Here is a 22,730-nt window from a genome sequence, read left to right as displayed (position 1 = left end):
CGGATCGGTACGGCAACGGGAGGGTGAACTGGGCCCCAAGCTTGGACTAGACCCGTTACGTTCTCGTTATCGTCGTGAGTCGATCCGTGCAGTCCATCCGTACGGTCGGTCCGCGCCCGTGCGGGTTCAGCCCCGTCCGCCGAGGTGGGCCGTGAAGGAGAACCGGTCACCGCGGAACAGGGTCCGCACGCGCTCCAGCGGCTGTCCGCCCGTGTCCCGCGAGATCCGGTGGATCAGCAGCATCGGCAGAGCGGGCGGCGTACCGATGAGCAGCGCCTCGCGCGGGGTGGCGAGCACGGTCTCGATCCGCTCGTCCGCGTCACCGAAGGAGATCCCGAGCCGGTCGTGCAGATAGGCGTAGAACGAGGAGTCGGGGTCGAACTTCTCCTCCAGGTCCGGCACCCGGGCGACGCTGATGTACGTGCTCTCCAGTCCGACCCGGTCGTCATCGGCGAGCAGCACCCGCTCCATGTGCCAGACCGGCTCGCCGCGCTCCGTCCCGATCTCGGGGGCGAGCGCCTCGGGGCAGGGGAACCGCTCCAGACCGATGAGACGGCGGCCCGGGGTGCGGCCCTGACGGCGGACGCCCTCCGTGTAGCTCGCGAGGGAAAGCGGCTGTTCCAGCTTGGGTCCCGCGACCACCGTGCCGCGCCCCTGCCGGGCCAGCCGTCCCTCCAGGAGCAGTTCGCGCAGCGCCTGGCGCACGGTCTCGCGCGACACCTCGTAGCGCAGGGCGAGATCGCGTTCCGGCGGCAGCGTGCCGCCCTCGCCCAGCTCGTCGATGAGGGCGGAGACATGAGCCTTGACCGCGTAGTACTTGGGGATACGGCCGTGCTCCGGGATGCCGGAGCGGATCGGTGCGCCAGGTGCCTGGTCGTGCGGGTAGTCCACGGACCGATGGTGGCAGACGGATGTGAACACCGGTGGTCGCGGCGGTGATCGACGGCCGGAAGCCGCCACCGGGGTGGCTCAGCGTGGGGCGCGGCGCGTCCGGCGGGCCCTGATGACGACGGCTCCGCCACCGATCAGGAGGCCGGAGACGGTGAGGGCGGAGAGCGGGACCGGTACGGAGATCCCGGTCCTGGCGAGTTCCGGGACTCCGGCCGGGTCACGGCCGGGGGCGAAGGGGCGGGGGGTGCCGGTGGTGCCGGTGGTGGGGTTGGCATCGGGCCGGCCGGTGAGGCCGCCGCTGTCGTCCTCGCCGGTCTCCTCCGGCACGTCGTCCGCCCCGGTCCCGCTGCCGTCGTCCTCGACCACGGTGAACGGGTAGTCCTCGGACTCGCCGACCCACTCCCCGTCGAGGCTCTGGCCGGTGGAGTCGTTGTCGGTGCGCTGCCGCTGGACGATCGCGGCGTTCGCGGTGATCCGGCCGGGGCTGGTGTCGGAGGTGAACGCCAGCCTGACCTGGACGGTGACGGTCCGGCCGGCCGGCACGGTGAAGCCGGGGAAGGAGTCGTCGCCCTCGCCGCCGAAGACGCCGATGTGCTCGTCGCGGTCGGTCGTCTCCCAGCTGACGCGGTGTTCGACGCCGGGGTGGGCGCGTTCGGAGAACTCCAGCTGGATCTGGTCGGAGGTCAGGGTGCGGTCCTCGTCGGTAAGGACCAGGACCGGATGGATGGCGCGGCAGGGCTCGGCGGTGGTGTTGGTCAGGTCCAGGAACCAGGTGCCGTAGCCGCCGCCCGAGGCATAGGTGTCCGGACCGCCGTGGATACGGGTGTCGATCGGGAAGTCGGCGGCTCCCGGGTCACCACAGGCGGGCCGCTGATCGGCGGTGACGGAGGCCGGTACGAGGGCGGGTGCGGGGCCCTGTGCGGAGCCCTGCGCGGAAGCGGGCGCGGAGCCCTGCGCGGAGGCGGGCGCGGAGCCCTGCGCGGAGCCCTGCGCGGAGGCGGGCGCCAGGCCGGAGGCCGGGGTGGCGGCCGTGTTGCGTTGCGGGGCGGCGGACGCGGTCGCGGGGCCGCCGAGCACGACGGCGGGCATGACGCTCGCCGCGGCCAGCCCGAGCACGAGCCCGTGCCGGGGCCGGCTGCCCGCAGGGGGCGGCGACGGCGGGCGCGGCGGGACGGAGGGTTCGGGGGAAGGGTTCGCCGGGGGCGGTGTGGGGGGCATCGTGGGGCAGCCTTCACTTCTCGACTTCTCGCGGAAACGGTCGGCTCGCCCCGGGCCCCGGAGTTCACCGGTTTGGAGCGCGACGCTGCCACGGGGGCGGGGGCCGCTCGCCGCAGACACGCCGTCGGGCCGCCCGACCGGTGGCCCGGAACCCCTCGATCAGCCCAGTTCCGTGCGCCCGGCAAGCGATCCGGCAGGGACATCTGCCCGCGACCCGCCCCCTGCCCCGTCCCCTGCCTCTGCCCCTTCCCTTTCTCCTCCCTCTTCCCCTTCTCCTTCCGCGCCGCGGGCGCGGCCGAACAGCGGGGCGAGGATCAGCTGCGCCGCCCCTTCGGCGACCGGCCGGTCGCCTCCGCCTGCGGCGACGACCGGTACCGGGACCCCGTCCGCCCCGTCGCGCCGGGCCCGTTCGTCGAGCACCGCGCGTACCCCCCGGACGTACGCGTCGGGGTCGGCGGCGACGGTACGGCCGCCCAGCACCACCCGGTCGATGTCGAGCAGCCCGACCAGGTTGGCGGCGCCGGTCCCGAGCACCCGCGCGGCCTCGGCGATGTCGCCCCGGCCGACGGCGGCCAGGCAGAGCGCCTCGATGCAGCCGCGTCCGCCGCAGCTGCACAGGACCCCGTCCAGCTGAACGGTCTGGTGGCCGAACTCCCCCGCTCCGGTACGGGCCCCGCGGTGCAGCGCCCCGCCGAGCACCAGCCCGGAGCCGAGGCCGGTGCCCAGATGGAGGTAGGCGAAGTCGGCGGGGCCGGGCGCCTGGAGAGCGAGGCCGAGCGCGGCGGCGTTGGTGTCCTTGTCGATGACGACGGGCAGCCCGGTCCGCGCGGCGAGCGCGTCCCGGAGCGGGTAGCCGTCCCACTGCGGGAACCCGGTGACGCGGTGCAGCACCCCGCCCCGGTGGTCGAGCGGCCCCGGCACGGCGACCCCCACCCCGAGCACCGGCAGCGCCCCGTCGCCCCGCACCGCGGCGACCGCCCCGGCCGCCGCCCCGAGCACCTCGTCCGCCGGGGCGCCGAAGTCCAGCGGGGCCGTACGGCTCGCGGCCACCGTGCCCGCGAGGTCGACGAGCACCACGCTCAGCTCGTCGCGGTCCAGGTGCAGGCCCACCGCGTGACCGGCGTCCGGCACCAGCCGCAGCACGGTCCTCGGTTTGCCGCCCGTCGAGGCGCGGTGGCCCGCCTCGGCGGCCAGTCCCTCGCCCCGCAGCCGGGCGGTGATCTTGCTGACGGCCTGCGGGGTGAGCCCGGTCCGCCCGGCGAGTTCGATTCTGCTGATGCCGCGCTCGCCCGCCGCCCGCAGCAGGTCCAGCACGAGCGCCGCGTTGTGGCTGCGCAGTGTCGGCAGGTTCGCGCCGCTGTTACTCCTGTTCACCGACCCATTGTCTCCCGCGCTTGCACTTTGGCAACAGCGTTGCCAAAGTGGAACGCATGACTGAACACGCGACTCACGAGACCTCCGGCACGTCCGGGACCCCCCTGCGCGTCGGGCTCGTCGGCTACGGCCTGGCGGGTTCCGTCTTCCACGCCCCGCTGATCTCCGCGACCGAGGGCCTCGTCCTGGACACGGTCGTCACATCGAACGAGGAGCGCCGGGAGCAGGCCCGTGCCGAGTTCCCCGCCGTACGGTTCGCCGCCTCGCCGGACGAGCTGTGGCCGCGCGCGGACGAGCTCGACCTGATCGTGATCGCGTCGCCGAACAAGACCCATGTCCCGATCGCGACGGCGGCGCTGAAGGCCGGCCTGCCGGTGGTCGTGGACAAGCCGGTCGCCGGTACGGCCGCCGAGGCCCGGGAGCTGGCGGCCCTGGCCGAGGAGCGCGGGCTGCTGCTCTCGGTCTTCCAGAACCGCCGCTGGGACAACGACTTCCTCACCCTGCGCTCGCTGATCGCGGACGGCGAGCTGGGCGAGGTGCAGCGCTTCGAGTCCCGCTTCGAGCGGTGGCGCCCGCAGCCGAAGGGCGGCTGGCGCGAGTCGGGCGATCCGCAGGAGATCGGCGGGCTGCTGTACGACCTGGGCAGCCATGTCGTCGACCAGGCCCTGGCCCTGTTCGGCCCGGCGGTGCGGGTGTACGCGGAGTCGGACGTACGCCGGCCGGGCGCGGCGGCCGACGACGACACGTTCGTGGCCATCACCCATGCGAACGGGGTCCGCTCGCATCTCTACGTCAGCGCGACGACGGCCCAGCTCGGCCCGCGTTTCCGGGTGCTCGGCTCGACCGCCGGCTATGTGAAGTACGGCCTCGACCCCCAGGAGGCCGCCCTGCGCGAGGGTGCGCGCCCGACGGCGGACGAGCCGTGGGGTGTGGAGGACGAGGCGCTGTGGGGCCGGCTCGGTGCGGGCGAGTCCCCGCTCACGGGCGGCGGCACCCCGGTCCGTACGCTGCCGGGCGACTACCCCGCGTACTACGCGGCGGTCGCCGACGCGTTGCGTGGGAAGGGCGAGAATCCGGTGACCGCGCTCCAGGCCGCCGCGGCGCTGGACGTCCTGGAGGCCGCCCGCCGCTCGGCCCGCGACGGCGTCACGGTCAGTCTGCCCACGGCATCCGCCTCCGCATCCCCCGCCTCTCACGCCACCGAGGAGCAGTCCGCATGAACCCCACCGCTCCGACCATCTCCGAGCTGATCGCCCAGGAGCGCCGGCTGACGCTGCCGCACTTCGGCTACGACGACGCGTACGCGCTCGGCGGCCTGCTCGTCGCCCTGGCCCGGGAGCGGCACGCCCCCGTCGCGATCGACATCCGGCGCGGCGCCCAGCAGCTGTTCCATGCCGCACTGCCGGGTTCGAGCGCGGACAACGACGCGTGGATCGACCGCAAGCGCAAGGTCGTCGAGCGGTACGGCGAGAGCTCGTACCTGGTCGGGACACGGTTCAGGGCCAAGGGGACGACGTTCGACGAGGCCTCGCGCCTGGATCCGGACACCTACGCCGCGCACGGCGGTTCGTTCCCGATCGCGGTCGAGGGCGCGGGCGTCATCGGCTCGGTCACGGTGTCGGGGCTGCCGCAGGCGGAGGACCACGCGCTGGTGGTCGAGGCGCTGGAGCAGTTCGCGACGAAGATCAGCGACTGAGGTGCGCGTGGGGTGGGCGCCGCCGCCGGACAGCACCCACCCCTCCGATCTTTAAGCGTCCTTGAGTTCCTGGCGCTGCCGCCCCAGGCCCGCGATCTCCAGCTCCACGACATCCCCGGCCCGCAGATACGGCTTCGGATCGGGCTGCCCCATCGCCACTCCGGCGGGCGTGCCGGTGTTGATGACGTCGCCCGGGTAGAGCGTCATGAAGTGACTCAGGTAGCGCACGACCTCGCCGACCGGGAAGATCTGGTCGGCCGTCGTGCCGTTCTGCTTCAGCTCACCGTTGACCCAGAGCTTCAGCGGCAGGGCCTGCGGGTCGGCGACCTCGTCGGCGGTCACCAGCCAGGGCCCCAGCGGGTTGAACGTCTCGCAGTTCTTGCCCTTGTCCCACGTGCCGCCGCGCTCGATCTGGAACGCGCGCTCGGAGACGTCGTGCGCGACCGCGTACCCGGCGACGTGCGCGAGCCCGTCCTCCGCGGAGTCCAGGTACCGGGCGGTGCGCCCGATGACGACGGCGAGCTCGACCTCCCAGTCGGTCTTCTCGCTGCCGCGCGGCACGAGCACGGTGTCCTCAGGACCGACGACCGTGTCCGGCGCCTTGAAGAACAGGATCGGCTCACCCGGTATCTGGGCACCGGTCTCCGTGGCGTGGTCGTGGTAGTTCAGCCCGATGCACACGATCTTGCCGATCCGGCCGAGCGGCGGACCCACCCGCAGCCCCTCGGCGTCGAGCGCGGGCAGCTCCCCGGGCGCGGCCGCGGCGGCCCGCACCCGGGCGAGCGCGTCCTCGTCGGCGAGCAGCGCGCTGTCGATGTCGGTGACGATCCCCGACAGGTCACGCACGGTTCCGTCCTCGTCCAGCAGCGCCGGACGTTCCGCACCCGCCGTACCCACACGAAGCAACTTCAACGGTCTGTCTCCCTCGGTCGAGATCGGGCCCGTCGGATGGGTTGCGGCCATCGCAGGCTTGTCCGATCCTCCAAGACATCCGATCACTCCGCAAGACCCTGTTCACACACTGGACCGGCGCACTCGCGATATCGATTACGCCGCGGTGGCCATGGCGGCCCCGGCGGCCGGCATGTCGCGGTACAGGTAGGCCCGCTCGATCGCGGTCCAGGTGGTGCTCGTGACGACGTACAGCGCGGCGGCCAGCGGCACGAAGGCCACGGTGAAGAGGGTGAAGAAGGACATCAGCGGCATCACCTTCGCCATGGCACCCATGCCCGGGACCGGCTGTCCGTCGGGACCGGTGGCCGGGGTGACGGGGTTGGCGGCCATCTGGCGCTTGGTCCGCCCGTAGTTGAACGTGGCGACGGCGGCGACGATCACGAACAGCCCCACGTACACGAGGCCCTGCGCCCCGAACATCCCGCCGTCCGCGAGCGCGTCACGCCAGCGCTCGCCGAGCGGGGCGCCGAGGAGCTGGTGGCCGAGGAGTTCGTTGGCGTCGTCGCCGATCTTCGTACTGGAGAAGAGGTGGTAGAGCAGGAAGAAGGCCGGCATCTGCAGGAGGCTCGGCAGGCAGCCGGAGAGCGGGGAGACCTTCTCCTCCTTGTGCAGCTCCATGAGCGCCTTCTGCATCCGCTCGGGGTTCTTCTTGTGCTTCTTGCGCAGTTCGGCGATCTGCGGCTGGAGCCGGCGCTGCGCCTTCTGCCCACGCGCCGCGGCCCGGGACAGAGGGTGCACGGCGAGCCGCACGAGCGCGGTGAAAAGGACGATCGCGGCGGCGGTGGACGCGCCCTGGAAGAGGGGGTGGAGCGCGTCGGCGAGGGCGCCGACCAGGCTGGCGAATGCGGACATGAAGGCGGACATGGATGACCCTCCGTGGGTCTCGTCGTGCCGGGAAGTGGATCAGCTTCGGCATGACGATCCGCGCGGGGCGCCGGTACACACGCACACCTGGCGTACGTACCGGACAGAAAGAGGAAGGAGAGAGCCCTACGCGGCCGTCAGGAGGGCGCGGCCGGGGGCTCGGGGGCGTCGGCGCCCCTTGGCGTCGGGGTCGCGTTGCGGCAGGAACGCGGTGCGTTTCTCCCGGTCGCGCATGGCGGTACGGACCCGGGTGCGGGGCACCGGGGCGGCGCAGCGCGCGCTGATGACCGAGCAGGCGACGAGCGCCGTGCCGGCGGCCGCGGTGGCGGCGAGCGCGACGGCGGCGGAGAGGCTGCCGCCCTCGGCGAGCAGGACCTCGGTGAGGAAGAAGAGCAGGAGCCCGGCGGGCCTCAGGACCCGGGCGAGGGCGCCGCGCATGCGGTTCATGGCGCGTGCGTCCATGATCCCTCCCCCTTCCGCGTCTCCGGCGGCCGCGTGGTCGCGCGGCACTTCAACCGTTAACCGTTATACACGATCGACTTCCAGGGGCGTCAGGAGTCGACGGGGCGTGAGCAGTGCGCGGCTGACCGGATTGTCGGTGTCCGTGTCGAGCCCGTCGCCGGGCCTCATCTCGACGTCCTCGGGCGGTACGGGGACGGAGCAGGCCGGACATTCCCCGTACACGCCCAGTTCCGTACCGCAGTCGGCGTGGACGAAGACACGCATGGGAAGGGTGCCGGGGAGGTGGTCGCGCCCCCACGCCCCGAGGGTGCGGATGACCTGCCAGAGCGCCTTGCCGCTGTCGGTCAGGACGTACTCCTCGCGAGGCGGCGACTCCTGGTACCGGCGCTTGTCCAGCACCCCCGCCTCGATGAGGGAGTGGAGCCGGGTGGCCAGGACGGCGCGGGGGATCCCGAGGTGGACGAGGAAGTCGTTGTACCGGCGTACGCCGTAGAAGGCGTCGCGCACCACCAGGAGGGTCCAGCGCTCGCCGATCACTTCGAGTGCGCGGGCCATGGAGCACTGCTGGTTCGCGTAGTCCTTGCCGAGAGCCATGGGCTCACTTTACTCCTTATGGGTTCGATGAATGAACCGACCGTGCTAGCGTCGGCGCCGTCGACACGAGTTCATTCACCGAACTCACTGCGAGAGTGCCGCGATCCCTCGCGGACCGGTCGCGCGACGACCGTGCGAACCCCTGCGAGCCCCGGAGCGATGCCATGGCCCAGTCCGTACGCCCCCACGCCGCACCAGCGACCGTCCCCCCGCCACCACCGCCCGCTCGTCCGCGCCCCGGGCCGACTCTCGCGGTCACCGCTGCCGCCACCGCCGTGGCGCTGATGAACTACACCTCGCCGATGACGACGGTCCCCGGCATCTCCGCCGCCCTGGGCACCCCGCCGTCCGGCCAGGCCTGGCTGCTCAACGGCACCCCGCTCGGACTCGCCGCCGTCCTGCTGGTCGCGGGCAGCCTCGCCGACGACTACGGCCGCCGCAGACTCTTCCTGATCGGCACGCTCGCCCTCGGCCTCACCACCGGACTCGGCGCGCTCGCGACCGACACCCTCACGTTCACACTGGCCCGGGTCGCCCAGGGGGCGGCGAGCGCCGCGATCCTGGCCACCGGCCTGGGGCTGCTGGTCGGGGCGTTCCCGGCCGGTGCGGCAAGGAACAGGGCAACGGGGATCTGGGGCGCGTTCGTGAGCGCGGGGATCGCGCTCGGCCCGCTGCTGGCGGGTTCGCTCGGGTCCGTCGACTGGCGGCTGCCCTACGCCGTGCTGGGCCTCGCCGCACTCGTCACGACCGCCTTCGCGTTCCGTACGCTCGACGAGTCCCGGGCCCCGCGCGGCGGCCGCCCGGACTGGGCCGGCGCCGCGGTGCTGGGGCCGGCCATGGCGGCGCTGCTGACCGCGCTGACGCTCGGCCGGGACGGATGGCTGCGCGCCCCCGTCGTCCTGCTGCTGCTCGCCGCGCTCGCCCTGACCCTCGTGTTCCTGGCGGTGGAGCGCGGGGCGGCGGCCCCGCTGATCGACCTGTCCCTGCTGCGCAGCCGCTCGTTCCTGGCCTCGGCGGCCGGCGGGCTGTTCACGGGCCTCGCGGTGATCGGCCTGTTCAGCTATCTGCCGACGCTCCTCCAGCAGGCGCTGGGCCTGTCGGCGCTCGGCTCGGCGTGGCTGTTCCTGCTCTGGTCCGGTACGGCGTTCCTGGTGGCGCTGCAGGCGCGCCGGCTGACGGGCCGGGTCACGGCCCGCCACCAGCTGGCCGCGGGCTTCGCGCTGCACGCGGTGGCCGTGCTGTCCCTGCTCGGCACCCTGGAAGTCACCGCGCACCCGGGCCCGGCGGTGTGGCTGCGGCTGGTCCCGGCACTGATCGTCTCGGGCATCGGCAGCGGTCTGCTGAACGCGGCGCTGCCCCGGCTGGCGGTCGAGTCGGTGCCGCCGGAGCGGGCGGCGATGGGTTCGGGCGCGAACAACACGGCCCGCTACATCGGCTCGTCGGCAGGTGTGGCCGTGACGATCGCGATCGCCACGACGGGCGCGGGTGCGAACGGCGCACTGCTGCTGTCGGTGGGGCTGGCCCTGCTGGCGGCGGTCAGCGTCGCGCTCCTGCGGGAACGCCACTGATCATCCGCACCGGCCCTCACCCCGCCGCCACCGCACACCCCTCGGCCTCGATCTCGTCCTCGATCTCGTCCCGCGCGAGCACCTCCTCGTCCGGCCGCTCGTCGCGCTCGCGCGGACCGACGTACGTCACCACCAGCGCGACGGCCAGATTGGCGCCCAGTGCGACGATGCCGGCGTTCACCCCCCACACCGGATCGTTCTCCGTGAACACGAACCCGCACACCACACCCACCCCGACGACCAGCCCGCTCATCGCCCCGAGCAGGGTCAGCCGCCGCCACATCAGCCCCAGCAGCACCATGGGGAGCAGCTGCGCCATGCCCTCGTACGAGATCAGCGAGAGCCGTACGAGGGTGTTCGGCGCGGTGTACGTGAGCAGCAGCGCCAGGCTCCCCGCGACCACGACGACGACCTGGGCCGCGCCCTTCTGCCGCTGTTCCCAGCGCGGCACGAGCGAGAGCACGCTGCGCCCCCACATCGTGCCGATGACCAGCATGAAGACGGCCATCGGCACGATCGAGGAGAGCGCGGCGGCGACGCCGATGATCCCGACCGACCAGGCCGGCAGCGAGTCCACGACCAGCTTGAAGAGCGCCAGATTGGACTCGGCCCCGACGAGCCCCGGCACGACGAAGAGCGCCGCCATGCCGAGCAGCATGGGCACGAACAACAGCACGTTGTAGGCGGGCAGCCACATCGCGTTGCGCCGGAGTACATCGGCGTTCTTCGCGCCGAGGTAGCCCGCGACGGTCGTCGGGAAGATCACGACGGTGAGGGAGTTGAGGAAGGAGGTGGTGATGAACCAGGCCTGTCCGAGGCCGCTGTCCCCGTGCCCGGGGAAGGTCAGCCACTCGCTCTTCTCGGTGACGAGCCGGTCGAGGAAGGGCCCGTAACCGTCGAAGTAGTGCAGCGGTACGTAGATGGCGAGGAAGCCGAGCGTGGCGATCACCATCACGTCCTTCAGCACGGACACCCACGCGCTGCCGCGCAGCCCGCTCACCACGACGAAGCCGGTGGTGACGGCGAAGGCGATGAAGTAGGCCCAGTTCAGGCTGATGGCGCCGTAGGAGATCGTCGAGACGACGACGCCCATGCCGGTGATCTGGAGCTGGATGTACGGGAGCAGGAAGACGGTCGCGAGGACGGCGACGAGCGCGCCGAGCCAGGGCCGGCCGAAGCGGTGCGCCACCATGTCGGTGATCCCGACGAGTCCGTGTTTGCGGGCGTACGCCCAGAGCATGGGCCCGACGACGTAGCCGATGGCGTAACCGCAGGACATGTACGCCACCACGTACAGGACGGGCGCCCCGTAGTTGTAGCCCCAGCCGGCGGCGCCGAGGTAGCTGAAGCTGGTGTAGCCCTCACCTGCCATGAGTACCCAGATGAAGACGGTCCCGAGGCTGCGCCCGCCCACCGACCACTCGGCGAGACCACCGCCCTTCGCCCCGCGCCGGCCGCGCACGGCGAACAGTCCGAGCGCGACGGTGGCAACCATGAAGACCCCGAAGACGGAGGTCGCGACGGCGGCGTTCACCGGCGGTCACCCCGCCGGGTCAGCCATACGGCGACGGGGGTGAGCAGGGTCGCCCCGAGCAGCCAGACGAAGAGGAACGGCAGCCCGAACACGACGGGACGGACCCGGTTCACGAACGGCAGCGCCCCCAGATAGAGCACGTAGGGAACCAGCAACCACAACAACTGCGGACGTCGTCTCAACACGTCGGAGAACCTTACGACCTCACGGCCGTGTGCTCAGCGTTCCCGTACGCCGGTCAGCTTCCCCCACACCACGAGCCGGTACCGGGAGGTGAATTCGGGCGTGCACGTCGTCAGGGTCAGATAGGACCCGGCCGCCCGGTAGCCCACGTACGGCTTGATGTTGCTGCGCGGCACGGCCGCGACGACCCCGCCGTCGCCCGGCTGGGTCCGGGCGAGGGTCTTGTCGACGGTGTACGTGTAGACGGCGTCCCGGGTCTCGACGGTGATCCGGTCCCCGGACCGCAGGCGGTTGATGTAGCGGAAGGGCTCACCGTGGGTGTTGCGGTGCCCGGCGAGCGCGAAGTTCCCGGAGCCGCCGGGCTGCGCGGTGCGCGGGTAGTGGCCTACGTACCCCTTGTCCAGAACGCCCCGCTTGCTGATGCCCTGGGCGACGGGCGCGGTCAGCCCGATGCGCGGGATGCGGATGACGGCGTACGCCTGGGACCGCCGGGGCGCGGACGAGGCACCGGCCCCCTCTCCCCCTCCTCCGCCCCCGTCCTTCTCCCCGACGACGGGACTGTCACCGTCCGCCGGCTCCTGCGACTCCTCCGCCACCGGCGGATCGGCGGCCCCCTCGGGCTCCCCCCAGCCCCGCTGAAGGGCGTGCACGGTGTCGGCGGCCTCGGCGCGGGCCTGCCGGTTGGTCCACCACAGCTGATGGGCGACGAGCAGCAGCAGGACGACACCGAGCGTCACCACCAGCTCCGCGCCCGTCCACAGCCCGCGCGCGGCCAGCCGCCTCCCGCGCACATCGCGCTGCACCACCACAGGTATCCGCTCACGCATCCGCTCACGCACGGCCCGCACGATAGGGCCAAGACCCGCAACTCTCCAGAGCCGTAACAAGGCTCACCCACCGGCACCGCCTTCCGGAGCCGGAACATCCCTCCGGCCCGCGCCCGTACGGCAGTACCGTGTGGTTCATGCGCCCCGACACGCCTGCCGACCACACCACCGAAGCCGAGCGCCTGCTGCGCACCGCGGCGCAGTACCCCGAGGACCACGAACCGCTACTCCTCCAGGCGGCGGCCCACCTGGAACTCGCCGGCGACCGCGCCCGCGCCACCACGCTCTACGACACCCTGCTCAGCGACCCCGACACCGAACACCCCCACCTGGTCAAGGCGCTCAACGCCGCCAACCTGTGGGAGTACGGCCACGAGGCCGAGGCCCGCGCGATCATCGACGGGATCCGCGCGGCCGGCCCGCTGGAGGCGGCCCCCTGGGAGATCGCGGCCGAGACCCTGGAGGCCCACGACGAGCTGGAGTCGGCCCACGACTACTTCTCCACGGCCCTGACCCTGCTCATCGCCCCGGGCGAGGAGGTCCCGTACGCCACCCAGTCACTGCTGACCGGCCGCCACCGGGTCCGCCGGCTGATGGGCGTCACGCACGACGCCTGGGACGAGCTGGCCGACGCCCTCCACACCGCGGCCGTCCCGCTGGACGAGCTCCACGACCCGAAACGGCTGTGGGCGCTCGGCTCCTCGGACCCGCGCGAGCTCCGGGCCGAGATCACCCGCCTCCGCGCCGAACTGGGCACGTACCGCACGGCCCTGTCCCGCCCGTTCCCGGTGGCGGTGCTCCACTGGCCGGAGCCCGAACTGCGCGAGCTCCTCACCGCGTACCCCGGCCTCGGCAGCGAGTACGCCTCGCACCCGGACCACTTGGCCCTCCTGGAGGCGGCCCTGCGCGACCTCCATGCGGCGGGGACCCCGAACCTCGGCATCGTGACGGGCACGGTCCCGTCGTACGAGGCGTTCGCCGCCTCGGAGGCCGCCTCCCCGTCCGACCCGGACCTGCTGCCCCAGTACGCGACGACCCTGGCGGCCCGCGGCCGGGCGGTCCCGTGGCCACCGGCGAGGAGCGCGGCGTGCTGGTGCGGCTCGGGGCGGTCGTATCGGGACTGCCACGGGGGGGCTTAGCCGCGTCGTGCGGAACGGGCGGGGGTACGGGGCGGGGCGGGTGCCACGACGGTTCAGGTCCCGTTGGTGAGGCCGCTGTGGACGATTTCCTGCTGCCACGCGTGCCGCGGCTGGGTGTGCAGCCGCCAGTAGTGTTCGGCGATGTGGTCCGGGTCGAAAGCCGTACCCGGAGCCACAGGACCGTCCACGGTGACACTGGCCACGTGGACGCCCGACGGCCCGTACTCCTGGTCGAGCAGGGCCACCAGGGTCCGCACCCCGGCCTTGCCGAGCGAAAGGCTCACGTAGTGCGGCTTCGGTTCGGGCATTCCGCCGGTGATGACGAACGAACCGCTCCCGCGCCGCGCCATCCCGGGCGCGACGTGGGCGGCGGCGGTGAGCGCTCCGACCACGTTGACCGCCCAGGCGTCCAGTTGTGCGCGGGCGGGCAGCTGTCCGGGCGTGTCGGACTGGACGATCGCCGCGTTGTAGACCACGACGTCCGGAAGGCCGAACTCATCGGCCGCAGCGTCGAGGGCGGCACGCAGCGCCGCCTCGTCGACGGTGTCGGCGGTCAGGGAAATGACGGGCACACCAAAGGGGGAAACCGCTTCGGCTGCGGCGGTGAGTGTTCCGGCGGTCCGTGCGACGAGCGCGACAGGCATACCTTCCCGCGCGAATCGCCGGGCGACCGAACGGCCGATCCCCGGGCCCGCTCCGATGATTACGACTCCCGGCATGACCGGCTCCTTCGCTGAAACAGTGGCTGGCAACCGGAACGCTAAGGTGTGACATCGATGTGAAGGTCAACCTCGAAGCGGGGGGATCCGCATGCGAATCGGTGCCCTGGCTGACACCACAGGGGTCAGCCCACGGTTACTGCGCTACTACGAGGAGCAGGGGCTGCTCCAGCCGGTGCGACTGAGCAACGGCTATCGCGAGTACTCCGATTCGGACGTCGCCGCTGTGCGCCACATCCGCACCTTGCTGGCCGCCGGGCTGCCCACCACGGTCATCGCCCAGCTACTGCACTGCGTCCACGACGAGGGCGAGCGACTCATACCGTCGGCCTGCCCCGGCATGATCACGCAGCTGCAACGAGAGAGCCGTCGAACCACCGAGGCGATCGCACAGCTCCAGTCGTCCCAACAGGCGCTCGACACCTTGCTGAACGCCGCCCTACGACGGCGCGGCGACGGACCGATCGGCGCAGACAGGACCGACCGCCGGGCGGATCCCACGTGATGCGTGATGTCAGAAGCCCTCCGCCTCCACCGAATATCCCCGATGCCCTCGGACGCCCCGCCCGCATACCCTGCCGCCATGCCCGAACTCCAACGCCTGCGCCCCGACCACGCCCCCGCCATCCTCGCGTTCGAGCGGGAGAACCGCGCCTTCTTCGCGGCCTCGGTGCCGGACCGCGGCGACGACTACTTCACCCACTTCGCCGCGCGCCACGCGGCACTCCTCGCCGAACAGGCAACCGGCGCCTGCCACTTCCACGTGCTGGTGGCGGACGACGGCGACGAGATCATGGGCCGGTTCAACGTGGTGGACGTGGCGGACGGCTCGGCCGAACTGGGCTTCCGCCTGGCCGAGAAGGCCACGGGCCGCGGCCTGGCGACGGAGGCGGTCCGCGACCTCTTCACGCTGTGCACAACGACGTACACCCTGACGACGCTGCGCGCGGCGGCCACGCTCACCAACGCCGCCTCACGGTCGGTCCTCACGAGGACGGGATTCGTCCTCACGGGCGAGGAAGTGATGCTGAGCGGAAAGCGCGGGGTCTGGTACGTACGGGAGTTGGCGGCGGACCGGTCCGGCCGATGAGGGCCCACGTCGGGTCCGACGTCCGCCGAAGCCGGCCGGTCCCCTGACTCAGGAAGCGGGGGCGCAGAGCCTGACCCGGTGCCGCTGAAGGTCCACTTCCGCAACCCGCACCGCGATCCGATCACCCACAGCGAGCAGACGGTCCGGGCTTCCGGGCACCGAGTCGGACATCTCGGAGAGGTGGAGGAGCCCCTCGATGCCGGGGGCAACGCGCACGAACGCACCGAACGGGAGGATCTTCGTGACAGTCCCGGAGAGGACGTGCCCTTCTTGCTCGGCGAACGGCACGAAGGGGTCGTCCAGCAGAGCCTTCAAGGAGATCGACACCTGGCCGTAGCGCGTCTCGGACATGAGCACCTCACCGGTGACCCGTTGGCCGGCCTCGGCCGCTTCCGAGGGGTGATCGATGTGGAGCCATGTCAATTCCGGACCACGGACGAACCCGGTGCAGAGACCGACGGGTTCACCGTCGAGATGGACGAAGACCCCGAAATCATGGACCGATGAAACGGTTCCCGAGACGATCTGTCCAGGCTGAACGGCCACCAGGAAGGCACGTAGCGCCGGGTTCTCGCAGGCCCGGGCCGAGAGCCTCAACTGCCCCTGCCATCGCCCGATCTCCTCGGCTTCGATCTCCTGGCCGACCGTGAAGATCCGGGACGGGTCGTCAACCGGCCTGATCGACACTTCGCCCCGGGGGATGCGGCCGACTTCACCGCCCTCCCCGTCCGGCTCCCCGACGAGAACCAGCACGTCCTCTCCATCGAACTCCACGACTCTCACCCTCCTGACGGGTCCGGGCCGAAGACTGTTGATCAGGGACTGGAGGCGAGGATCGGGGGCGGACTCAGACATGGGCGGAGCCTAGCTGCCTGTCGCGGAGGCGCCACTCAGGGCGCCATACAGCGGGCCATCTCCCGCGCTCGCGCGTCCAGCGCGGTGACGACGGCGGCTGACCCGGTCTCGGGATTGCCGGGCCCCCGCGGGTCGTACTGGACGCCAGCAGGTACACGTCCGGCTCCGGGTTCGGGCATCTCCAGCTCAATTCCCGCGCGCCACGCGAGCGCGAGCGCCGTCGCCACGAAGCCTTCGGAGAGGGCGACGATCACGGAGTGGACCGTGCGGCAGTGCCAGGCGACCAGGCTCCGTATGAACTCCTCGTACGCGACCGGATCGACCTCAAGTGTGTCGGGATCGCCCCCGTACTTGCCCTGGCCGATTCCCGAGGGCAACTTGAGTTCCGCCTCGAAGACCTCGACCTGCCGCAGGAAGAGGCGGCCGGCACCGTTCGACGGGTTCCACAGCGTCTCGTCACCGATATCGAAGTACATGCTCACAGCGGTTCCTCCAGCTCAAGCGCGTCGGCACAGGGTAGAAGACCGGTAGGGCACGCGCACTTGGGCAATGCGGTGCCGTGTTGGGGCGGAGTTCGTTGCTCCGGCATGGGCATGACCGAGCAGCTGATGCCGGACGAACTGTGCGAGTCCTCCCAGGACATGGGGCGCAAGGCGCCCGACACCCGGAGGGCCGGGGTCGAGGACCTACGTCGAAGCGCTCTCCGGCCCGTATCCGGTAACGGTCCACACCCCGCCCTTCCATGCCGGATGTGGCCGACTTACCTCTGTCCACACGCACGCCCTCCCCCGACCATGGCCTCCTGGAGCGTGGACCACGTCGGGGGAAGGCCACCGCATGAGCACGGACGACCCGGGTACGCCGGACGGCGACCGGTCACCCCCACGCCCCTGGAACCGCGGGAACCCGGGCCCGGGCAACCCGCCCCGGCCACCCCATCCGCCCACCCCGCCCGGCACCGGCGGACCCACCGGCCACCCGCCTCCCGCCGGTGGTCGGATGCCCGCCCCGGTCAGCAGCCTGCGCGTCATGATGATGATCCTCGGCGGTCTCCAGGCCGTCCTCGGACTGGCCCTCGTCACCAACAGCGTCGCCGTCGCCACCGAGATCTGGGGCGAGGCCGACGCGTCGACGCCCTGCTGTCGGACGCCCGGTGAGGCGCACTCGGGCACGGTGGTCTTCGTCGGCGTGCTCATCATGGCGGTGGCCGCCTGGGGCATCCTCACAGCGCTCAAGTTCCCGACGCGCCAGCCCGGCCTGCGCAATTCGGCCATGGTCTACAGCTGGACGGGCCTGCCCTTCGCCCTGGCCGCGTTCCAGGTGGCGCCGATCCTCGGCGTGATCGTGCTCATCCTGGCGATCCTGCTCACGGTCCGGCCGAACCAGCCGGAGTGCCGGGCCTGGTTCGGGGGATAGTGCCTCTGGCCCTCCCCGTGTGACCAGGTTGTGTCAGTCTCCCTTGATACAACTGCGTACATAGGTGTCGCAATGAGGGGGACTCGGCCATGACCAGCCATGCTTCAAAGGCAGCGGCGCCTGTTGCCGGGCTACACGAGACGCTGATCACCCGGCGGCTCGAAGAACAGATGAAGCAGCTGAGCGCCGCGGGTTGGCACGCGATCGATGACGTCGTGGGAATTGAGTCCACGCCTCATGTTCTGTCCCGCCACATCGCCAGCACCGTGCGGCAGGTGCTTCAAGGCCTCAAACCGGCGGAACAAGTCGTGGCCGCAAACCACATCCTTGAATCCCTCAACACTATTGAAGGCGCCGCCGAGTGGGCCGATGCGGTCATCGACGGGCCGCGACAGCTTCTCGCCGTTGCAGAGCAGGAAGCGCCCGGCGTCTACGCCATCCGACCTGCCACTCCCCTCTCCGAAACTGCGCTCATCACCAACTCGCCCGAGGACCCAAGCCTGGGCTTTGAAATCCGGAAGGAACTGGCAACAGCTGACCGTGTGGACCTGCTCTGCGCGTTCGTAAAATGGCACGGCCTACGAGTACTTGAGCAGTCGCTGACGTCTGCCCGGGATCGTGGCGTGCCCATCAGGGTCCTCACGACCACGTACATCGGTGCCACAGAGCGTCGCGCCCTCGACCGACTTGTTCGCGAGTTCGGCGCCGAGGTGAAGGTGAATTACGAGCTCCGCTCGACGCGCCTGCACGCCAAGGCTTGGCTCTTCCGCCGGGACAGCGGCTTCGACACCGCGTACGTCGGCAGCTCCAACCTCTCGAAGGCTGCACTCCTCGATGGTCTCGAATGGAATGTACGGCTTTCGTCGATTGCCACGCCTTCAGTCCTGCGCAAGTTCGAGGCGACCTTCGACGCCTATTGGAGCGAGCGCTCCTTCGAGTCGTACGACCCCGACAACGACGCACAACGATTGGACGAGGCGCTCTCCCACGCTGGCGGCCCAGCTGGCCAACAGGGCCGCAACGTCATCACGCTCTCCGGACTGGAGGTCCACCCCTACCCACACCAGCGCGACATGCTGGAACGCCTTGAAGTCGAGCGCACCGTTCACGAGCGGAACCGCAATCTACTCGTCGCCGCCACGGGCACAGGGAAGACGGTGATGGCAGCCCTGGACTACAAGCACCTGCGGCACAAGCTCGGCAGGGATCTCCGACTGCTCTTCGTGGCACACCGGAAGGAGATCCTGGAGCAGTCCCTGCGGGTGTACCAGAACGTCCTGGTCGACGCGAACTTCGGTGAGCTCTTCCTCGGTGGCGAGGTGCCCGAGAACTGGAACCACGTATTCGCAAGTGTTCAGTCACTCAACGCGCGCACCCTGGAACGCCTCGCTCCAGATCACTTCGACGTCATCGTGATCGACGAGTTCCACCACGGCACTTCGCCGACCTACCGAAGGATCGTGGACCATTTCACCCCCCAGGAGTTGCTCGGCCTCACCGCCACCCCAGAGCGCATGGACGGGCTGAACGTCCAGGATGAGTACTTTGACGGCCGAATCGCGGCCGAGATGCGGCTCTGGGAAGCACTTGAGAACGATCTGCTGAGCCCGTTCCACTACTTCGGTGTTACCGACAACACTGACCTCAGCACCCTCGCGTGGAAGCGGGGAGCGTACGACTCAAGTGCGCTGAGCAACCTCTTCACAGGTAACGACGCCCGGGCCAGGCTCGTCGTCAAGGCGGTGAAGGGCAAGGTCACCGACCCCGGGACCATGCGCGCTCTGGGCTTCTGTGTCTCGGTGGCACACGCGCAGTTCATGGCCGAATTCTTCCGGCGTGCTGGCCTCAACGCCGTCGCACTCTCCGGCGATACCCCCAAGCATGAACGCAAGGCGGCGCTGGAAGAGCTCCGTGCAGGAACACTGCAAGTCATCTTCTCGGTGGACCTGTTCAACGAAGGACTCGATATCCCCGATGTCGACACTCTGCTTCTTCTCCGTCCGACCTCAAGCGCCACCGTATTCCTTCAGCAGTTGGGACGTGGGCTGCGCCGTACCGAGAGCAAGGCCGTTCTCACCGTTCTCGACTTCATTGGTCAGCACCGCAAGGAGTTCAGGTTCGAAGAGCAGTTCCGCGCCCTGACCAACCTGACGCGAAACCGTCTCCTCACCAACGTTGAGGACGACTTCCCTCAGTTGCCGTCTGGCTGCCAGATCATCCTTGAGACGAAGGCCAAGACCCTTATCCTCGATAACATCCGCAATCAGATAGGCGTCAACGTCACTCAGCTCGCTCGCGAGGTTGCCGCCTACGCCGAGCCTCGGCTCGCGGGCTACCTCAAGGAGAGCGGCCGAGAGCTCAAAGAGCTCTACCGCGGCAACGGAAACTCCTGGACCGGCCTTCTCCGCCGTGCCAAGCTCCTCAATCCCACTGCCCCCGACGGCGAGGCAGCGCTCCTGAAGCGCGCTTCCGCCTTCCTCCATGTCGACGATCCGGCACGCGTCTCGGCGTATACGAAGCTCCTCATCGACGACGCCCCCACGTATGACCAGCTCACCGCTCAGGAACAGGCTTACGCCCGCATGTTCTTCTTCTCTCTCTGGCCCTTGGGCGGCGATTTCACGAGCTACCAAGCGGGCTTCGACACCTTGCGCGCCCAGCACGCATTCCGCGACGAGCTCCGCCAGGTCCTGGCCCAGGTCCTCGACCTAGCCGACCACCTGCCGCTTCCCCTGCTCGACACGCACGCGGATCTCCCCTTGGCAGTTCACGCCTCGTACAGCCGCGAGGAGATCCTCCCTGCTCTCGGCCAGTCCACCGTGGACGGCTTCATGCCTGGGCACTTCCGGGAGGGTGTGAAGTGGTGCGAGGGAATCCAGACTGACGCCCTTCTCATCACCCTAGAAAAGGATGAGAAAGACTTCTCGCCCGAAACTCGATACAAGGACTATGCGCTGAACGAGTCCGAGTTTCATTGGGAGTCTCAGAACCAAACATCAGAGACGTCACCGACAGGCCTGCGCTACCGGACACACAAAGAGAAGGGCACTCAGGTACTCCTCTTCGTCCGACGCTATAAGAAGACAGATATCGGTGGCCCACAGCCTTGGATGCTGCTTGGACCGGCTGATTACGTCACGCACAAGGGCAGCAAGCCCATGGCAATCACTTGGAAGCTGCGTCACGAAATGACAGCAGACGTTTGGACGTACTCAGCAATTGCTGCTGGGTAACCTCCGAGCCAAATCCCCCTTGCATCACTGGGAAGATTCCCCCGGCCCGGACTTCGACTTTGGTGTCGGACATCGCGTAGGGCGGCACTGATGTAGCGGCTGCGACTGCCCGGCCACCCGCCGTACGGGGCTCTACATCAGTGCAACTCGCCTTCGCGCACCGATCCGACGAAGTGCGCCCACGCCCCTCGGCCGACGTGGAAGTGCCCGCTACTCGGACGCTCGCTGTCGCGCACGAAGGTGCCGACGGTAGTGAAGGCAGCCTCGACGCACTCCGTGCCGCTACCACCGCTGTAGGACGACTTGAACCACCGGGCACCTTCGTGATCCATCACAGCTCCTCGCAAACCTGGGTCAGGAGCGCGGCAGAAGACTGGGGGTCCAGCGCCTGCGCGCGCAAGTACTCGAACGCCAACTTATAGCGTTCGAGTTCCTGCGGCTTTTCCATGAACAGCCCACCGCCGATGATGTCCACGTAGACCACGTCAAGTTCCGGAGTTGCTCCCCCCAGGATGACGAAGCTGCCAACTGCCGCGGCGTGCGCACCTGCCGCGAACGGCATGATTTGAAGCGTGACGTTGGGGTCGGCCGAGGCGGCGAGTAGGTGCTGCAACTGATCGCGCATGACGGAGAGCCCTCCGACCATCCGCCGGATGACGGCCTCATCGATCACTGCCCACAGGTGCGGAGGTTCGTCGCGCGTAAGTAGCTCCTGCCGCTTCATCCGGATGTCGACCATGTGATTGATCTCTTGGTCAGTGCATCTCATCTCTGAAGCGCGGTGAACTGCCTCTGCGTACGCGCGCGTCTGAAGCAGCCCAGGAACATACATGCAGGCGTAGTGCCCCTCACTCACCACCTCGTCTTCGAGGGTGAGCATGAGATTCATGGACTCAGGGATGGGGTCAGCGAGGGAGCGCCACCATCCTTGAATGCGAGCACCCTTAGCCAGGACGACCAGTGACTCTCGCTCAGGGTCGGAGGCGCCGTACTCGCGGCACAGGGCGTCCACGGCTGGCCACTTAACTGTTCCCTCCTTCGTCTCATACCGACTCAGAGTGGCCTTCGAGATGCCCACGCGGGCGCCTGCCTCCTCCAATGTGAGGCCGTTCGCCTCGCGGAGTCGGCGCAGATCGGCTCCCAATTGACGCCTGCGCGTGGTCGGTCCAACTGGCATGTCATCGGCCCTTCAAGTCGGTATCGAAGAGGGTGCATGGGGCGAGTCTTGCAGGCAAGGTGGCGCACGCCGGGGGCGTGCGCCACTGGAGCGCGCTTCCGGCAGGTGACTCTGAGAGTTCCATTTTGAGAGTTCCACTGTCACCTTATGGAGAGAGGCGGGAGCGTTGGGTGACCGCCGAGCCAGTGCGAAGGGTGACCGGCATGAGTGGGTGCCGCTTTGGCGTCGAGCGTAAGAGGTGGGAACTCCCATTCCTGGCTGAGGCGGAGGAGCTTGCCGGGCTGCGGCGAGTGATGCGCCTCCACCTTGAGCTTTGGGGTCTCTCATCGATGGTCGATGCGGCTCAGGTCTGCGTAACTGAGCTCACGAGCAACGTCATCAAGCACGTGGGCGCGGGAACCTCGGCCTGCCTGGCGGTGAGCATGCATGGGGGTTGCCTGCGTATTGAGGTGAGCGACGACGGGCAGCGACTTCCGACGCTTATCCGAGCAGCCGGCCTGGATGAGCGGGGGCGGGGCATGCAGCTGGTGGAAGGAGCGTCTGCCCGGTGGGGAGTGATCGTGCGTGGTGCCTCCAAGACGACATGGTGTGAACTCGCCACGGGTTTGCAGTCGGCCGACGGTCACGTCGCCGATGAACAGGTAGCCAAGGCAGAAGCACTCCTGGGCCTCTGCGGGTTGGGGGAGCGCCGAGAGTCCTCGCAGCTCAGACCGATGAGCATTAAGGAAGCTGCGGAAGTGGCCACCGGCTTGATCGCAGACCTTCTGCTCTGGCTGAAGGCGCATGGCTGCGACGCTGACGAGGCCCTTGACCGTGCGCAATTCCTCTTCGAGGTTGAGTCCGATGCGGAAGGGGCGGCGTGAGTCCTCGATCTCTCGGATCACAGCCTCCGAGCGAGCATGCGTTCGGGACGTTCAGCCTGACCAGCGAACCGGT

Annotated in this window: 24 protein-coding genes; 9 read left to right on the top strand and 15 right to left on the bottom strand. The window is 69.7% G+C overall.

All coding sequences use genetic code 11. The annotated features are described in order from the left end of the window. Positions 1-126: 126 nt before the first annotated feature. From OG912_RS22715 to OG912_RS22705, 3 genes are all read right to left on the bottom strand, one after another. On the bottom strand, positions 127-891 hold the full coding sequence (locus OG912_RS22715; protein ID WP_327711013.1) for a GntR family transcriptional regulator: 765 nt from the start codon (positions 889-891) through the stop codon (positions 127-129). A 78-nt stretch (positions 892-969) separates the two neighbouring features. Next, positions 970-2,109, bottom strand: coding sequence for a hypothetical protein (locus OG912_RS22710; protein ID WP_327711012.1), 1,140 nt, complete (start codon positions 2,107-2,109; stop codon positions 970-972). Positions 2,110-2,268: 159 nt separating this feature from the next. Beyond that, positions 2,269-3,483 carry an ROK family transcriptional regulator gene (locus OG912_RS22705; protein ID WP_327711011.1) on the bottom strand — a complete coding sequence of 405 codons (1,215 nt, stop codon included), beginning with the start codon at positions 3,481-3,483 and terminating at the stop codon, positions 2,269-2,271. A 56-nt stretch (positions 3,484-3,539) separates the two neighbouring features. Between OG912_RS22705 and OG912_RS22700 the strand changes: the two genes are divergently transcribed. Both OG912_RS22700 and OG912_RS22695 read left to right on the top strand, forming a co-directional pair. Further along, positions 3,540-4,703, top strand: coding sequence for a Gfo/Idh/MocA family oxidoreductase (locus OG912_RS22700; protein WP_327711010.1), 1,164 nt, complete (start codon positions 3,540-3,542; stop codon positions 4,701-4,703). Next, the gene (locus OG912_RS22695) at positions 4,700-5,179 is read left to right on the top strand and encodes a heme-degrading domain-containing protein (RefSeq protein WP_148018858.1); all 480 of its coding nucleotides are present in this window, start codon (positions 4,700-4,702) and stop codon (positions 5,177-5,179) included. Before OG912_RS22700 ends, OG912_RS22695 begins: the two co-directional genes overlap by 4 nt. Positions 5,180-5,230: 51 nt before the next feature. On the opposite strand, the gene OG912_RS22690 is transcribed toward OG912_RS22695, so the two are convergent. The 4 genes from OG912_RS22690 to OG912_RS22675 form a co-directional block, all read right to left on the bottom strand. Further along, entirely contained in the window at positions 5,231-6,091 is an 861-nt protein-coding gene (locus tag OG912_RS22690; RefSeq protein WP_327711009.1) for a fumarylacetoacetate hydrolase family protein, read from the bottom strand. A 135-nt stretch (positions 6,092-6,226) separates the two neighbouring features. Then, positions 6,227-6,997, bottom strand: coding sequence for a YidC/Oxa1 family membrane protein insertase (locus OG912_RS22685; RefSeq protein WP_327711008.1), 771 nt, complete (start codon positions 6,995-6,997; stop codon positions 6,227-6,229). 126 nt (positions 6,998-7,123) lie between these two features. Beyond that, positions 7,124-7,459: a DUF6412 domain-containing protein gene (locus tag OG912_RS22680; RefSeq protein ID WP_327711007.1), complete on the bottom strand. Its 336-nt coding sequence runs from the start codon at positions 7,457-7,459 to the stop codon at positions 7,124-7,126. 63 nt (positions 7,460-7,522) lie between these two features. Then, complete coding sequence (locus tag OG912_RS22675; protein ID WP_327711006.1) at positions 7,523-8,053, bottom strand: winged helix-turn-helix transcriptional regulator; 531 nt, start codon at positions 8,051-8,053, stop codon at positions 7,523-7,525. 164 nt (positions 8,054-8,217) lie between these two features. Here OG912_RS22675 and OG912_RS22670 point away from each other — a divergent pair, with 164 nt between their 5' ends. Next, the gene (locus OG912_RS22670; protein WP_327711005.1) at positions 8,218-9,621 is read left to right on the top strand and encodes an MFS transporter; all 1,404 of its coding nucleotides are present in this window, start codon (positions 8,218-8,220) and stop codon (positions 9,619-9,621) included. A gap of 16 nt (positions 9,622-9,637) precedes the next feature. On the opposite strand, the gene OG912_RS22665 is transcribed toward OG912_RS22670, so the two are convergent. From OG912_RS22665 to OG912_RS22655, 3 genes are all read right to left on the bottom strand, one after another. Continuing rightward, a complete protein-coding gene (locus OG912_RS22665) occupies positions 9,638-11,155 on the bottom strand; it encodes a sodium:solute symporter family protein (protein WP_327711004.1) in 1,518 nt (505 codons plus the stop codon). Beyond that, positions 11,152-11,310, bottom strand: coding sequence for a DUF3311 domain-containing protein (locus tag OG912_RS22660; RefSeq protein WP_327713511.1), 159 nt, complete (start codon positions 11,308-11,310; stop codon positions 11,152-11,154). The genes OG912_RS22665 and OG912_RS22660 overlap by 4 nt, the downstream gene beginning before the upstream one ends. A 63-nt stretch (positions 11,311-11,373) precedes the next feature. Then, on the bottom strand, positions 11,374-12,165 hold the full coding sequence (locus tag OG912_RS22655; protein WP_327713510.1) for a class E sortase: 792 nt from the start codon (positions 12,163-12,165) through the stop codon (positions 11,374-11,376). A gap of 137 nt (positions 12,166-12,302) precedes the next feature. On the opposite strand from OG912_RS22655, the gene OG912_RS22650 reads away from it, so the two are divergent. Beyond that, a complete protein-coding gene (locus OG912_RS22650; RefSeq protein ID WP_326736358.1) occupies positions 12,303-13,304 on the top strand; it encodes an SEC-C domain-containing protein in 1,002 nt (333 codons plus the stop codon). 53 nt (positions 13,305-13,357) lie between these two features. Here the strand turns inward: OG912_RS22650 and OG912_RS22645 are convergent, their stop codons facing one another. Beyond that, a complete protein-coding gene (locus OG912_RS22645) occupies positions 13,358-14,023 on the bottom strand; it encodes an SDR family NAD(P)-dependent oxidoreductase (protein WP_327711003.1) in 666 nt (221 codons plus the stop codon). A gap of 91 nt (positions 14,024-14,114) precedes the next feature. Here OG912_RS22645 and OG912_RS22640 point away from each other — a divergent pair, with 91 nt between their 5' ends. Beyond that, the gene (locus OG912_RS22640) at positions 14,115-14,528 is read left to right on the top strand and encodes a MerR family transcriptional regulator (RefSeq protein WP_327711002.1); all 414 of its coding nucleotides are present in this window, start codon (positions 14,115-14,117) and stop codon (positions 14,526-14,528) included. A 78-nt stretch (positions 14,529-14,606) separates the two neighbouring features. Continuing rightward, positions 14,607-15,113, top strand: a complete 507-nt coding sequence (locus OG912_RS22635; RefSeq protein WP_327711001.1) for a GNAT family N-acetyltransferase — start codon at positions 14,607-14,609, stop codon at positions 15,111-15,113. A gap of 48 nt (positions 15,114-15,161) precedes the next feature. Here the strand turns inward: OG912_RS22635 and OG912_RS22630 are convergent, their stop codons facing one another. Beyond that, on the bottom strand, positions 15,162-15,887 hold the full coding sequence (locus OG912_RS22630; protein ID WP_327711000.1) for a S1 RNA-binding domain-containing protein: 726 nt from the start codon (positions 15,885-15,887) through the stop codon (positions 15,162-15,164). A gap of 116 nt (positions 15,888-16,003) precedes the next feature. After that, positions 16,004-16,450, bottom strand: coding sequence for a DUF6086 family protein (locus tag OG912_RS22625; protein WP_443061007.1), 447 nt, complete (start codon positions 16,448-16,450; stop codon positions 16,004-16,006). A gap of 355 nt (positions 16,451-16,805) precedes the next feature. On the opposite strand from OG912_RS22625, the gene OG912_RS22620 reads away from it, so the two are divergent. Both OG912_RS22620 and OG912_RS22615 read left to right on the top strand, forming a co-directional pair. Then, entirely contained in the window at positions 16,806-17,384 is a 579-nt protein-coding gene (locus OG912_RS22620) for a hypothetical protein (protein ID WP_327710998.1), read from the top strand. An 89-nt stretch (positions 17,385-17,473) separates the two neighbouring features. Then, positions 17,474-20,617: a DUF3427 domain-containing protein gene (locus OG912_RS22615; RefSeq protein WP_327710997.1), complete on the top strand. Its 3,144-nt coding sequence runs from the start codon at positions 17,474-17,476 to the stop codon at positions 20,615-20,617. Positions 20,618-20,754: 137 nt separating this feature from the next. On the opposite strand, the gene OG912_RS22610 is transcribed toward OG912_RS22615, so the two are convergent. Both OG912_RS22610 and OG912_RS22605 read right to left on the bottom strand, forming a co-directional pair. Next, positions 20,755-20,949 carry a DUF397 domain-containing protein gene (locus tag OG912_RS22610; protein WP_327710996.1) on the bottom strand — a complete coding sequence of 65 codons (195 nt, stop codon included), beginning with the start codon at positions 20,947-20,949 and terminating at the stop codon, positions 20,755-20,757. Further along, entirely contained in the window at positions 20,949-21,794 is an 846-nt protein-coding gene (locus OG912_RS22605) for a helix-turn-helix domain-containing protein (protein ID WP_327710995.1), read from the bottom strand. Before OG912_RS22605 ends, OG912_RS22610 begins: the two co-directional genes overlap by 1 nt. Positions 21,795-21,964: 170 nt before the next feature. Here OG912_RS22605 and OG912_RS22600 point away from each other — a divergent pair, with 170 nt between their 5' ends. Next, complete coding sequence (locus OG912_RS22600) at positions 21,965-22,657, top strand: ATP-binding protein (protein WP_327710994.1); 693 nt, start codon at positions 21,965-21,967, stop codon at positions 22,655-22,657. Positions 22,658-22,730 lie beyond the last annotated feature (73 nt).

The organism is Streptomyces sp. NBC_00464, assembly GCF_036013915.1.
Taxonomy (GTDB): Bacteria; Actinomycetota; Actinomycetes; order Streptomycetales; family Streptomycetaceae; genus Streptomyces.
Note: the sequence above shows the minus strand (reverse complement) of the source record. Positions and strands in the feature narration are given on the sequence as shown.